Annotated in this window: 10 protein-coding genes and 1 other RNA gene; 2 read left to right on the plus strand and 9 right to left on the minus strand. The window is 24.7% G+C overall.

All coding sequences use genetic code 4. The annotated features are described in order from the left end of the window. Positions 1–61 precede the first annotated feature (61 nt). Entirely contained in the window at positions 62–3,574 is a 3,513-nt protein-coding gene (locus tag EXC57_RS03160) for a hypothetical protein (protein ID WP_004025243.1), read from the minus strand. 33 nt (positions 3,575–3,607) lie between these two features. After that, on the minus strand, positions 3,608–4,360 hold the full coding sequence (locus EXC57_RS03165; protein WP_004025242.1) for an MFS transporter: 753 nt from the start codon (positions 4,358–4,360) through the stop codon (positions 3,608–3,610). Between the two features lie 238 nt (positions 4,361–4,598). On the opposite strand from EXC57_RS03165, the gene EXC57_RS03170 reads away from it, so the two are divergent. Next, on the plus strand, positions 4,599–5,327 hold the full coding sequence (locus tag EXC57_RS03170) for a nitroreductase family protein (protein WP_004025241.1): 729 nt from the start codon (positions 4,599–4,601) through the stop codon (positions 5,325–5,327). Positions 5,328–5,470: 143 nt separating this feature from the next. Here EXC57_RS03170 and EXC57_RS03175 read toward each other — a convergent pair whose 3' ends face one another. From EXC57_RS03175 to EXC57_RS03205, 7 genes are all read right to left on the minus strand, one after another. Then, positions 5,471–6,370: a hypothetical protein gene (locus tag EXC57_RS03175; RefSeq protein WP_004025240.1), complete on the minus strand. Its 900-nt coding sequence runs from the start codon at positions 6,368–6,370 to the stop codon at positions 5,471–5,473. Positions 6,371–6,554: 184 nt separating this feature from the next. Beyond that, positions 6,555–6,948, minus strand: a transfer-messenger RNA (tmRNA) gene (gene ssrA / locus EXC57_RS03180). Between the two features lie 130 nt (positions 6,949–7,078). Beyond that, positions 7,079–8,902 (minus strand): ABC transporter ATP-binding protein, encoded by a 1,824-nt coding sequence (locus tag EXC57_RS03185; protein WP_004025239.1) that lies wholly within the window; start codon positions 8,900–8,902, stop codon positions 7,079–7,081. A 2-nt stretch (positions 8,903–8,904) separates the two neighbouring features. Then, entirely contained in the window at positions 8,905–10,554 is a 1,650-nt protein-coding gene (locus EXC57_RS03190) for an ABC transporter ATP-binding protein (RefSeq protein ID WP_158091468.1), read from the minus strand. Positions 10,555–10,743: 189 nt separating this feature from the next. Beyond that, the gene (locus EXC57_RS03195) at positions 10,744–11,640 is read right to left on the minus strand and encodes a ZIP family metal transporter (RefSeq protein WP_004025237.1); all 897 of its coding nucleotides are present in this window, start codon (positions 11,638–11,640) and stop codon (positions 10,744–10,746) included. A 164-nt stretch (positions 11,641–11,804) separates the two neighbouring features. Continuing rightward, positions 11,805–13,520 (minus strand): DAK2 domain-containing protein, encoded by a 1,716-nt coding sequence (locus EXC57_RS03200; RefSeq protein ID WP_129692628.1) that lies wholly within the window; start codon positions 13,518–13,520, stop codon positions 11,805–11,807. A 17-nt stretch (positions 13,521–13,537) separates the two neighbouring features. Further along, positions 13,538–13,786: a hypothetical protein gene (locus tag EXC57_RS03205; protein WP_004025235.1), complete on the minus strand. Its 249-nt coding sequence runs from the start codon at positions 13,784–13,786 to the stop codon at positions 13,538–13,540. 275 nt (positions 13,787–14,061) lie between these two features. On the opposite strand from EXC57_RS03205, the gene EXC57_RS03210 reads away from it, so the two are divergent. After that, the gene (locus EXC57_RS03210; protein WP_129692629.1) at positions 14,062–15,036 is read left to right on the plus strand and encodes an IS30 family transposase; all 975 of its coding nucleotides are present in this window, start codon (positions 14,062–14,064) and stop codon (positions 15,034–15,036) included. The last annotated feature ends 82 nt before the right edge of the window (positions 15,037–15,118 follow it).

Below are 15,118 nucleotides of genomic sequence, written 5' to 3' on the forward strand. Positions count from 1 at the left end.
TAATTACTAGTAATAAAAAAATTGGATTATTTATTGATTAAAAAATCCAATTTTTAAAATATTAATTTATTTTATTAAATCAACCTGCATCATCTGTGGAGCTTATAATACCAATAGCATTTAAATAAAATTTATTCGAACTACTAATGTTCTTTACTACAATTTCTACAACATGTTCTTTTGGTATTTTATCAACTGTGTTGTTTGTTTTATTTACATAGGTATAAAGAATAGAATTAAATTCTTTTTTATTATTTTTACTTTTAATATCTTTGTTTTGTTCAACCAATACACCATCTACATATACATCAATATTTATGCTTTCTGTACTTGATAACCCATTAAGTGAAAAACCTATTCCATTAAATGAAAATTTGAAAGATGCATTGTTTGTTTCAGTAACAACATATGAATTATCAAAATTTGAAAAGTTCTCAAAATTTAAATTAAATTGATTGTTTTTATTTGCATCATTTGTTTTTAAAATACTTTCTTTATTTGTTTTAATAGTTCAAGCATTTGTATTTGTTTTTGCATTTTCATCATTATAAGAACTTAAATATTTAATAGCATTAAGATTTTTTGATGGAATAACATTCTTTAATTTTAATGATTTTTTATCTACAGGGTTTATTTCTATTTGCCCAAATGGATCGCCAAAATAGTTTACACCAAATAATCCATATCCATTTGAAGGTAATTTCCTAGGAATATACTTATATTTTTGATCATTCAATATAGTTCTTGTTGCCATTGATTTATCAACATTAGGTGAAATGACATTATTTATTAAATTAATACTTTCAGAATTAACTGTACCTGATGAATTGTTATTGTTAGTAAAAGTTAAATTTAATTCATTAATTTTATTTATATTTTTTATTTCAATAAGATATGATTGATCTTTTTTTCAATTAAATTTTTCATTATAGTTTTTTTCTGAACCATCTACAAATATTTTTGAATTTTTATTCAAATTAAAATTGTAATTACCATCTTTAGGAGCAATAAAATAAAATTTAAGACTATTTGAGTTATTTACATTTGTACCATTAAAGTTTCCACCTGAAATAGTAATATTAGTATTAGTGTTTTTATAATTTATATTTGCAACAGCAGAATTAATATTCTGCCTAACTTTAATTTTTCATTTGTAATATGGAACATAATTATCTGGTTTATCTTTGAAATTTGTTGGTTTAATAGTTAAATCAAACTCATCAACACTTTCTATATTATCCTTATTTGGAGTGTATATTAATCTTTTGTTATTTGAAGGATCAAATCTTAATGAACCTCCATTTTTAGTTTTAGAATCAAAAGAACTGATATTGAAATCAAAATTTGGATTAGTAGATTTAATAAATTGATCAAAATAAAAAGTGTGTTCTGTACCTGCTGCTATTTCAAAAGGGGGAACAAGATCATTTGTATAATTAAATTGTTTTGTTTTGTAATCATAAAGATATGGACCAACAGCATACATATTAGCAATTGTATCAACAGCAGGTAAATGAGAAATAGAATAAATTAATCTTTTTTGTTCATCATTTCCATCTTGCCATTTAAGTGGCCAAACTTCTTTGTCTGTAAACTTTCCTTGATAATCTCTTGCGATACCAGAATAAATATTAATTCCAGCAATATTAGACATGGTTACAAGTTCTTTTAATCCACCATGTGCTAGATTTCCGTTTTTACCTGCATTCGCTTGTTGGAATCTTACTCATTGAAAATATTTAGAAGTACCAAACATCCAAAGAAAATTTGCTGCAAGAGTATATTCATCTCTTGAACTAGTTACAGCTGATGCATATGGAGTAGATATTCTATTTCATCCTGATCCATTACTAGCAGCATCATAATCTCTTTCTGTTCTAAATCTAGGATTATCAGCTAGGACACTAAGTGCAGATATAGTGACTTGATTTGTTGGACCATGACTATTGTTTATAAAACCTCAATTACCAGAAGAAAAACCATGATTTATTTCATGCATAGTCAGTCATCTACTAACACTAAAATAATCATATTCATTACCAAATAAAGATACCATTAATTCTTGCGGCACAGTGTAAAGATATCAGGAACCACCCCAACCAATTGCGCCACCTCATACATTTGCTTGTAAATAAAATGTATCTTTTGTAGCGCTATTATGAATATCTTGGCTTGCGAAATAATTACTAATTGTAATAAAATCATCTCATTTATCAATGTTTGATTTAGGAAATTTTAAGTCAACAACTCTTCAACCACCTTTATAGTTTGAATTATAACCAATTAGACAATTATTTTGGATTTCATCTGTCTTTGGTTTATATGATGTTTTTTTATCAAAAGAATCCTTTTGGTTTTCTACTGCAAAATTTTCTTCTTCCTCTTTTGAATACAAAGGAAAATTTGTAGATAATCAAAAAGAGTCTACAGAAAGTGACGGAGCTGTTATTTCTCCTTTTTTAAATTTTTCCAATTGTTTTTTTCAATCTTCTTCTGTTGTAAAATTTTGTACATAATGTAATTCTTCAACACCTTTATTAATTGAAAAAGACATTGAATTATCTGATGTTACTTCATTCTTATATGGACCACGAATTTCAAAACTTAAGCTACCTCCAAACGGAGAGCCAATTTTCATTGTTTTTGTTGTTTCATCAATATAAAGATGTTTTTTAGCCTCTTCTGGTTTAATATCCTTTGGTTTAACTTCAACTGGAAAGATACTTTTTATAAAATGATATTTATTGTCAATTGCTCCTGAATTATAAAGGCCCCTTTTGCTTTCAAATGAATTATTATAAATAATAAACCTAAAGTTTTTGTACCCTTTTTTAAACATTTGAAAAGTAGCTTCATCAAATGTTATTTCTATAACATGTCCAGCTGGTACATATATTCCAGTGTTATATATACCTTTTCTTAAATTAGAAACTTTAAAATCTTTTTTTATAGTTTTTGTGTCTGGTTTTAAAAAGAATTTTGGATTTTGCAAAACATCTGCCGCAGGGTGCTTTTTCAAATTAGTACCACTATTATATTCACCATTTTTTGGTTGAAATTTGGATGTTGAATTTATCTGTTCTGCAATAAAAGTTGTGTCAGAAAATAATCTTGTATCGTTTTCATTATTTCCACTTTTACCAACCTTTTCGTTTTGAACATTATCATAATTCTTTTCAACAAAATCGCGTAAAGTATTTAATTTATTATCATTGCTATAATAAATTCTTTTGTAGTTAAAATTATATCCAGGATATTTAAAATTTTTCATATCATTTATTGTTGATGATTGTGTGTAGTATTGGCTAAATGTTCCAATAGTATCGCTATTTTGTATAGGTTCGCTTTCGTAATAACCCGAAATACTATCTATTCCATTACCTATATTGTATTTGTCATAAAACTTATTATTTAAGTAGTTATTTCTAAAATCATCTGGTCCAGTCTTTAAACTAAAACCAGCCCATCAACCAACAAAACCATTAAAGTTAGTTATAGCAGTTGCAACACCTGTAACAACTGATGCAGACAAAACAATAGGAATACCATATGTTAAAAATTTTCTTTTAATCATTAATTGCTCCTTATATTAATAAAATTTTGCTATTTATTTTTTATTATTATTGGTTTTTCTTGGTAATCCATTCTTTTTTGGTGTCTTATCAATATTTTTAATATTTTCTAATTTATTATCTCTGACAGTTGTTGATATTTTTTTATTAGTCAAGTTATCTTGCTTAGAGGTTATAATATTTTTATTTTGTATTTCTGTGCCAGATTTTAATTTATTATTTGAATTTTCTTTATTTGTTGCATTTGGTTTTAATATTTTATCAAGAATAAGATCTACTTTTTTTCTTATATTTGGATAATTATTAAAAAAGAAAAACAAACTTATTAAACTTGCAATAAGTTGTATAAAAAACACAGCTCAGTCTATAGCAAAAACATTTGTTGATAAACTAATAATCACAAGAATCGAAGATATAGTAGTTAAAACAATTGCAATTAATGGTGCAAAAAACATAATATTTCGTTTTTCTTTTTTATATATCACGTATGTGACAACACAAAAAGTTATAAAATACACATTATTAAATATTAAAAACACATTCAAAAAAACAAATAAAATATTCAAAGGTGCATTTGTATATAATGCGTTTATTGTGTGCATTAAAATTAAACTAACAAAAAGCAATAATTCTATTACAATCCCAATAATTCCTATAAATAAAAAAGCCAATAAAGTATAATTGTTAATTTTCAAAGTGGATACAACATCTTCTTGAAGATTAAATTTACTCTTTAATAAATCAAGTTTTTCAAAAACATCCTTTTTAAAGTTTTTGTTTTGTTTCATAAATTTCCTTTCAATTTTTATGGTTGTTATTTAAATATCATTTTTTAAAAATTAAATTATTTAAACATTTTTAAATTTAAAAAAACATTTAACTAAGAAATAATTATAAATTTTTTATTTAAAAATTAAATATTTTTTTATACTTAATTTTAACGTTTAATTTTAAACAAATTAAATCCTTTTATTTGTTTTTTTAAACCTATAATAATAATGTGTACAAAACCATAGGAGTTATAAAATGATTAAAAAATTATTAGAAAGAACTTCTGTTAGAAGTTATATAAAAGATAAAAAACTTGATAAAGAAACATACAATAAATTAATTGAAGTTATAAATAGTTCTCCATCATCTACTAATGGTAATGCTTTTACAGCAATTATCATTGAAGACAAAAACACATTACAAGAACTTAAAGAATTAACAAGCATTAAAAGAGATCAACAATTTATTGTTGATGGATCTTTATTAGTAATTTTTTGTGCTGATTTTAATAGAAGAAATTATGCAGCTGCAAAATCAAATATAGAATATGAAAAAGAATATCAAGATTGGTTAACAATAGCTATTGGTGATACATATATTGGAGCTTCTTTTTTTATGAATGCAGCAATATCATTAGGACTTGGAACTTGTTTTCTTGGATCAATAAGAGTTGCACATAAATTCTTAAAAGAAAAATTAAATCTTTCAGGTCAAATTATTCCTTTAGTTGGAGTAGTTGTAGGTTATAGTGATAATGTTAATGAAATAAAACCAAAACTTAACAAAGTATATAAAGAAAAATATGATTTAAATCAAGTTAAAAAAGAAATAGATCAATATGACCAAACAGTTGTTGAATATTTAAAAAATAGAAAAACTAATGCAAGAGAGACTAATTGAAGTGAACCACATGCAAAAGTTTATTTAGACACAAATTATTTTGATAAATGTGAAACAAATTATCTTGATTGAAAAAATAAATAGAATCAAACAAAAAGCTAATTAAAAAAATGTAAAATATTTAAGTATTTTACATTTTTTATTATTTTCAAAACTTTAAATAAAAAACATGAAATTCAAACTGTTTTAAATTTCATGTTTATACTTATAAACAATAAATGAAAATTTTATTTTGTTTTATTAGTTGTTTTTTTACTATCTACCTTAGTTTCTATTTTATTTTCCTCAACGTTTTTGTTTTTGTTATTGTTTTGGTTTTCATTATCAATTTCTAATAAATCATCACTTATTTCATTAACCACATTATTTTCTTCTTTGCTTTTAAATCCATCCCAAACAATTTTGATATTGAATTTCTTTAAAACTTTATTAACTAGATACAAAACATTCCCAAGCAATGATATAGAAATGGTTGAAGCTAAATAATAAATGTAATTTCCTTTAGTAGGATTTAATCCTATTGGTATATTAATTTCACTGCCTGTACCACTAGGGTCTGATCCTGGAATTTTAATATCAGTTCATGGAATTTTAGTTCCAGTTATAGTTATAACCCGATTATCAATTATTGGTCCTTGAGTTTCAATAACATTATTTTTACCAATCCCAATTGGAATACTTGAATTATTAAACCCAAAAGAAAGCATAAATGATGAAACAAAAAATAAAATAAATGCAAAAGTAAATAAACATAATTTTCAAATAATAATTTTGTTACTTTTTATTAATACAATTGTTTCAATAAGAATATTCAAGCAAGTGGAAAATCCAAAAAATGATGCTGCAAACGCAATGTGGACTGCATTTTTATTTGTAAATAATCATTGCAAAAATAAATGATAATTTCCCTTATTAATAACAATATTTCCAGTTTGATTTGAATTTGATATTGTAGCATTTCATGATTGGTTTCCATTAATCAAATAAATAATTGATGATGCTAAACCCAAAGAAATAAACATAGCGATAAATAACAAAGTAAAATAATTTATGTATTTTAAATAAATCGGAAAAAACTTTTTTACTATCTTAAAAATTTCACTAGTTCTTATTTCAATTTGTACCATAACAACACCTATAATTTATTGATTTAATACTCTATATTTTTATACACTATTTAAAATTAAAAATAAATACTTGTAAATAATGTAGTCATTACATTTTGGTTTTATTTTATATAGATGCTGTAAATTAAAATGACAATGAAAAAGACATTGCTATAGTTAACAAGCAATGTCTTGAGGTTATAATTGGTGGAGATGACGGGAGTCGAACCCGTTTCCACAAACAAATTTCCAATAAAGTCTACAGTTTAGTTCTAATTTAAATGTCCCAATATACAAAGGCTTAGAACAACCCGCATAAAGGTAATCCTATATTGTTTCATTAAACCTTATAGAAATCAGTTTAACTATCCATTTAAGTTTTCTTAATGATAATGGAAACCATTAAGAGATTTCAAAACAATTAATTAAGCAATTGCGAAATTAGCTTGTTGTTGAGAAATAGCGTTGATTTCGAATGCATCTAATTCAACGTTATCATTTTTGTTTGAGTTAGCATTTATTTCTACCTCGACAGCTATAAAGGGCTTACCCTACTGCATTTAAAGGATCATCATTCATGTCGAAACCGTGACATCCCCAACCATATTATAAATTAAATAATTTTTAATACTAATAATATTTATAAATTGCCTATTATGTTTTAAAAAACAACAAATAATTTTGTTAAAAAATATTTTTAATTACTCATCATCAAAAGTTTAATATTATTTATTCATTCACATAATTTGATTTATAAAGTTGATAATAAAAACCTTTGTTTTTTAACAACTCTTTGTGGTTTCCAATTTCTTCAATGATTCCATCTTTAATAACAATTATTTTATCAGCATCAATAATTGTACTTAATCTATGAGCAATCATAATAACTGTCTTATTTTTTGACGCATGTACAATTGCATTTTGAATATCTTTTTCAGTTTTAGAGTCAACATAACTTGTGGCTTCATCAAGAATTAAAATTTTTGATTTAGATAAAATTGCTCTAGCAATTGATAACAATTGTAGCTGACCTTGAGAAAAATCTAAATCTTCATTTACTTCTGTATTATATCCATCTTTAAGTTGGCTTATGAAATAATCTATATTGGCTAATTTTGCTGCATTAACAACATCATCATATGTTGCTTTTTTGTTTCCATATCTAATGTTTTCATAAATCGATTGTGAAAACAAAAAAGAATCTTGAAGAACTATTGATATATTTTCCATTAAAGATGATCTTTTAATTGTTTTTATATCTTTGTTATCAATGTATATTGTTCCTTTATCTATTTCATAAAATCTTGAAAGTAAATTTATAATGGTTGTTTTTCCACTACCTGTTGGTCCAACAATTGCTATTTTTTGATTTTGCTTAATTTCAAAAGTTAAGTTAGATAATACGTTTTTATTTTCTTGGTAACCAAATGTAACATTATCAAATTTGATAATCCCATTTGAATTTAACTCAATATCCCCATCATCACTTATTTCTGGATACTCTAAAACTTCATTTACCCGTTTAAAACTTATAAATATTTTTTGAACAACACCAACAAGTTTTAATGAATTTGCAAGTTCACCCATTAAGAAAAACATAAGTAATGAAAATGATGTTACCAATCCAACTTCCATTTTTGGAAATAAAACACTACCAGATGGAAGGTTATAGTATGAAAAGATAATTCCAATTAAATATATAAAAGATGAAAGTATATATTGAAAAAGCTCATTCGATGGTCAAACCATACCAATTAACATTTCAGCTTTTTTATTGTATTTATTTTCTTTAATTGATTTTTTTAAATAAATATCATAATTTTTTTCATAAAGACCAAACATTTTAATTACTTTACGATTTTCAATATCTTGTTCAATTAAAGCATTTAGTTCTCCAAGTGCTGTTTGTTTTTTCAAAAATTTTGGAGCACTTAACTTTGAAAAAATAAAAGAAGTTAAGATACCCAAGATAATAAAAATTAATGAAAGTAAAGTAAGAAATGGACTGATGATAAACATCGCAATTAATGTACAAATAACAATTGTTGGCATTGTAAAAACATTTCCCATAGCAAAAGCAAAATTAAGTGCTAATGTGTTTGCATCAAGAGTTGTTCTTGAAAGTAATTCACCAGACATTTTATTTTCAATTAAAGAATAAGGAATTTTATTAATTTTAAAAAATAACAAACTTCTTACAAATGACCCTAAAGAATATGATGTTTTAAGAACTAGTTTATTTACAATGAAATAAATAACACCATATAAAAGATAAGCAATCAATATAAGTGAACTTCTAATTAAAAGATCAATAAAAGCTTGTTTAACAATCTCAGTTTCAGTAATACCAACCGTTACAAAATCACCAGGATTTGAAATTCTAACAAAGCTATCTTGCAAAACAAGACCAGCTCCTATAGATGCTGCAATTGAAAAAATTGTTTTTAAAAAAGTTAAAACCATAGCAATAATAAAAATTTTTTTATTACTACCAATTAGTTTCCATATTTTAAGAAAGTCACTTCAATAATTTATTTTATGATTATTTTCCATTGCTATTCACCTATAGTTTTTTGAGAATCATAAATATCTTTATAAAGAATACATTTTTTTAATAAATGGTTATGGTTACCTTTATCAATTATTTTTCCTTTATTAAATACCAATATTTCATCAGCAAATGAAATTGTTTTAATTTGTTGTCCTGAGATAATTATTGTTTTATCTTTGAAATCTTTTTTTATTGTTGCTATAACTTTATCTCTTGTAACATTATCTAAAGCACTTAATGAATCATCTAGTATTAAAATATTTGCTTGCTTAATAAAAGCTCTTGCTAGTGATAATCTTTGTTTTTGTCCACCAGAAAGGTTTAAACCTTTTTCTGAAACAATTTCATCAACACCACCTTTTTTACTAACAAAATCATATGCTTGTGCTTGTATCAATGATGTTTTTATTTCTTCATCAGTTGCATCATTTTTTCCCATTAAAATATTTGATTTAAAAGTACCTTGATAAATTAATTTTTCTTGAAAAGAAATTGAAATGTTATCTCTTATATTTTTTTGATTTAAGTTTTTGTAATCAATACCACCAATAGAAATAGAACCATGCTCAACATCATATAAATTACAAATTAAATTTATTAGTGTAGATTTACCACTACCTGTTGGCCCAATTAATCCATATATTTTATTTTTTTCAAACTTAACATTAATATCTTCTAAAATCCATGATGAGTCATTTTCATATTTAAAGTTAACATCTTGTAAAACAATTTCATAATTTTGAATTTTTTGATTTTCGTTTGTTTGATCTATATTTTCTTTATTGCTATTTAAAATTTCTTTAACTCTTTTAAAAATTGGTTTAACCCTATTGAAAGATACATAAACTTCAAACATTGAAGAAACTGCAAATATTGTTTCCCATAAATAGTTAATGAATGCTACAAGTAATCCAATAGATATTTTTGTTCCACCAAAAAAATATTGGTTATAGTTTACAACTCCACCAATTATTAATAAAAACACTGTAAGGGTATTAATTATAACTAGTATGAAAACAAATATACTATAAATTAAGTTATCTCCTTTTAATACATTGATATTTCATTTTTTGTTATATTGTTCAAACCTTGCTGATTGTTCATCTAATAAACTAAAACTTCTTATTATTTTATTACCTACAATATTTTCTCTCATAACTCTATTTGTACCATCAAGTGATTTATTGGATTCAATATAGTACTTATAAGATTTTTTATTAGCATAAAAACTAAATAAAATAACTACTGCTAATATGATTGGATAAATTAAAGATAATAAAGGACTTAATATCAAAGAATAAACAATACAACATATTGTCACTGCTATTCTTTCAAATAAAAAAGTAAATGTATTAATTAATGTATTTTGTAACTCATTAAGATCATTTGTTAATCTATTATTAATTGAAGAAATTCCAATTTTATTAATATCATTTTCTTTCATTAATAAGAAACTATAAAATAGTTTATTTCTTATTTTAAAAGATAAAGTCAAAGCTATTTTTGTTGCATGCATTCTTGTATAGAATTTTAAAGAAAATCCAATTATGTTACACCCAATTATAAAACCAAATAATTTTAAAGAATATTCAATTGCTTCTTTATAAGTTAGCGTTTGGCCATTCTCTTGAACTTTAAAAAATTGATCAGTCATTTCCCCAATTAAAAATCATTGTGCTGAATTAATGATCACTCAAATTAATGTAACAAAATAAACTCATATCAAGATAAAAATATCTTTCTTGTCAAAAAATTTGAAAATAAACATTATATTATAACCCGCTTTCGTAACTGATTATTAAAAAACATTCACATGAATTATAATACAATATTTAATTTAAAATTAACCAAAAGCTATATCAAGTGTCATCATTATTACAAACCCTATCATAAAGAAACACACAGCTAAATCGCTATGGTTTCCTCTACTTGCCTCAGGAATTAGTTCTTCAACGACAACATAAAGCATTGCTCCAGCTGCAAAAGAAAGAAAATATGGTAAAACACTTGTAATTGTTCCAACTAATGCAACTGTAATAAAACCACCAATTGGTTCAACAATTCCAGATAAAGCGCCATATAAAAAAGCCTTTCATTTGCTAAATCCATTTTGTCTTAAGGGCAAACTTATAGCTGCACCTTCTGGGATATTTTGAATAGCAATTCCAGTTGTTAAAGATAATGCTGCACCAATATTAATACTATTATTAGTTTGCAAAGCTAAAGCAAAAGATAACCCAACAGCCATTCCTTCTGGAAGGTTATGTAATGTAATAGCTGCCATTAATAAAGAAGTTTTTTTATACCCTAATTGACCCTTATGAATATTATTTTGTTTTTGTATGTTGATTCTGTCAATTCTCTTTATTTTATTTCTGTTTTTTAATTTTAAAATCTTATCACTAATAAAAGTCCCTTCTGGTGCTTTATTTCCTAAATGAATGTGTGGGATAAGTTTATCTAACATATACAAAAATAAAGCTCCAACAGATACACCAACAATTGCTGGTACATATTCTGGAACTGATTTATCTTTTGCTAAATCAATTGCTGGAATAATTAGTGATCAAATGCTTGCAGCAACCATAATACCTGAAGCTAATCCTAAACAAATTCTTTCAAACTTTAAGCTTATCTTATTGAAAAATAAAACAACAGCTGCTCCAAGTGCAGTTGTTAAAAAGGTTAGACCTGTTCCAAAAAATACACCTCAGTATATATTTAAATTTTCAAAAAACATCTTAATCACCTTAAAAAATTTGTTAGTTTAATTAGACATATTATATCTTTTAAAAAACGGATTGATGATTTATTTATTTAAATAAAAATAACTATTCACAAAACATGTAAATAGTTATTACACAAAATAAATTAAATAATTTTTTTATAAAAAAAATATTAATATTACATAATTCCAATATAGTATTGATAAAGTTTTTGGTTTCCAGAAACCGCTTTTATTTTAATTCCATAATTTTCATTAACAAATTTTTCAATATTTCTAACTTCTCTCAAAGAAATACCTTGTCCATAAATTAAATAAACCATTTCAGGTTTTCTTATTTTAGCTTTCATTTTTTTAATTAATGAAATAGCAGCTGATTCTGTTGATTTTTCAGATAAAACAATTCTTTTATCTAAAATACCAATGTTATCTCCTTTTTGAACCATAACATCATTAAATTTTGCTGTTTTAACTGATTTAGAAATTAAACCAGTAATTGATTTTTTAACAACCTTATTCATTTCTTTTTGATTTTCATAAATTGATAATGATGAATTAAAGTTCAAACATGCCAACATTGATTCCATTAGGTTTTTACCTCTAACAATGGAAACATTAACTTTATTTTTTAAAAGTTCAACAGTTTGTTCAGCACTTAAAATGATATTAGAATCATCAGTTACAACAATAACATTTTTAGATTTTGTATCTTTTATACTATTTAAAATATCATTAGTTGATGGATTACCAGTATCTTCTGTTATTATTGAATTTTCAATATTTAACTCTTCTAAATAATATTCAGAAATTTTCTGAGACGGCAAAGTAACAACAAGTTTTACATCATCGACAAGTTGAGTTGTTTTAAACATATCTTTAGGATTAATTTCAGGATGAGTATCTAAATATTGTTGAGTCATATTTTCAACTTTAATTTTTAAAAACTCACCATATTTTTGACCAACCAATAAAACCTTATATGGTTCTAAAGCATGCATGTGCACTTTAATAATATCTTCATCTGTAACAACAATTAACGAATCACCAAAAGCAAGCAATTCTTTTTCAAAAGAATTTTTGTTAAATTTTTCTTTCTCTTTTTGTCCATCATAAGTAATAAAATTTTGTTGAATAATAAATTCACAACAATATCCAAATCCTTCTTCTGAAATTTCAGATCTTGATTGGTTATTAATAAAAGTGTTTTTAGAATTAATAGTTATATCTTTTATATCAGATTCATCTTTTTTAAGTTTTTCATTACTTTTATCTGTAACTAAGCTACCACTAACACAAAGATACATTCCCTCAAAAAATTTACAAAGACCATAACCACCAGAATCAACAACTTTTGCCTCTTTAAGAGAAATTAACATTTCTGGTGTCTTCTTTAAAATATGAAAACCAACTGAAACAATTTCTTTAAAAAAATGTTCAATATCATCAATTTCTTTAGTTTGCATTTCTTCTGAAATGACTCTAATAATTGTAAGAATAGTTCCCTCTATTGGGTTTGTAATGCTTCTATAAGCTCTTTCTTTTGCAGAAATTAAACACTTTTTTAATAAATCACAATCAAGTTTATTATTTTCCTCTTTAATAGAATCAAAAAAACCTCTAAAAATTTGACTAAAAATAACCCCTGAGTTACCTCTGGCATTCATTAACAATTGTCTTGAAAGAATTGATGTTATCTCAACAAATGTACTATTATCACTAATTTTTTGGAGCGTTGATTCATATGCGCTATTAGTAGTAATTTTTAAATTAGTTCCAGTGTCACCATCAGGAACTGGGAAAACATTTAATTCGTTAATATAATCACAACTATCTGTAATTTGCTGACAACCAGCTCCAAACATATCTAAAAACTTTTTACTATCTATTGTTTTCATTTATTTCACCTTACTAATTAGTCGCACAAAATTATATCCACTTTATAATCTTTAGAGTCTGTATGTTCATTTAATGTGTATGCAATCTGTTTTTGTATCATTGATATTAATTCAATAAAATTAATGTTTTTATCTATTAATTTAAGTTTGATAGTTATATTTTTTTCGTTAATTACAATGTCACTATCTTTAATATCTGTTGATATACCAGGAGCTGTATCCAAACTTTTTTTTACTAACTCTTTTGTTAACTTTACAGAGAACATATAAACCCCTCATTAATTTTTTTATTATAATATATTTTAAAAAAAGTACTTAACAATTTTTTATTATAATTGATATGTTTAAGTTTTTATAAATTTATTACTATTAAACCTATTTTAAAAAAATAGAAAAATTGACTAAAAAATCTTTGTGATTTCAAAATCAATTTTTCGCTCGATTGACATGTGAAGTGCAACGCTCAAAAAAGAGTGTGCACTTCATTTGTTTTGTTTGTAAGTGTTCACTAATAAAAAGATAATGAATATTAGGAGTGCTTATGAAAACTTATAAACATTTAACAAAAGAAGAAAGATGCTTAATTTATTTTCTTTGAAATAAAGAAAAATATTCTATGAATAAGATTGCAAAAATCTTAAATAAAAACAAATCAACAATATCAAGAGAATTAAAAAGAAACACATCTTCTACAGGGATTTATTATTCATCAACTGCTCACAAAAAATACATTAGAAGAAAATCAAATTGTCATATGTTTTTTATGTTGAAGTACAAAAACTTCACAGATCTTTTTATTCAAAAATTTAATCCTAAATCTTATGGTGTAGAAGCTACAATTTTTTGAATAAAAGAAAACTATCCATTAGTTAAAGTTCCAAGTGCTAGGCAAGTATTTAGATGAATCAATAGCAAGATTTGAAAGGTACAAAGAAGAGATTGTTTAAGAAGAAAATATGTTAAAGGAAAAAGAAGAAAAATAGGTATATTTTCTAAAATTGATGGAAAATACTGCATTCCTTATAGTCTAAGACCAGAAAAGATAAACAATAGAAAAGAATTTGGACATTGAGAAGCTGATCTAATAGTTAGTAAAAGGCAAAGTGGTTATTACCACTTATTAACATTAGTAGAAAGAAAAACAAGGTTGGCAATTATTAGAAAAATAAAAGGGAAAAACGCTAGATCAATGATGGCTAAAATGTATACCATTATTCGAGATGAAAAACTCCCTATAAAAAGCATCACTGTTGACAATGGGTTAGAGTTTCAAATGATGGGAATAACTGCAAAACAATTCAACTTTAAAGTTTATTATTGCCAACCTTATTCTTCATTCCAAAGAGGGTCCAACGAGAACATAAATGGGATAGTTAGAAGATGATATAAAAAAGGAACTGACTTCAGTTTAGTAAGTGAAGATAAAATAAAAACTCTTGAATGAAAAGTAAACAACATCCCAAGAAAAATGTTTGGTTATAAAACAGCTTACCAAATGTATCAAGAAAATATTTAAAACAAAAAAACTCTCAACTTATATTTCAAAGTCGAGAGTTTAATGTAACATTGAAGTGTTGCACTTCACATGTCAGTTAGGG

The sequence above is a fragment of the Malacoplasma iowae genome (genome assembly GCF_900660615.1).
GTDB lineage: Bacteria > Bacillota_I > Bacilli_A > Mycoplasmatales > Mycoplasmoidaceae > Malacoplasma > Malacoplasma iowae.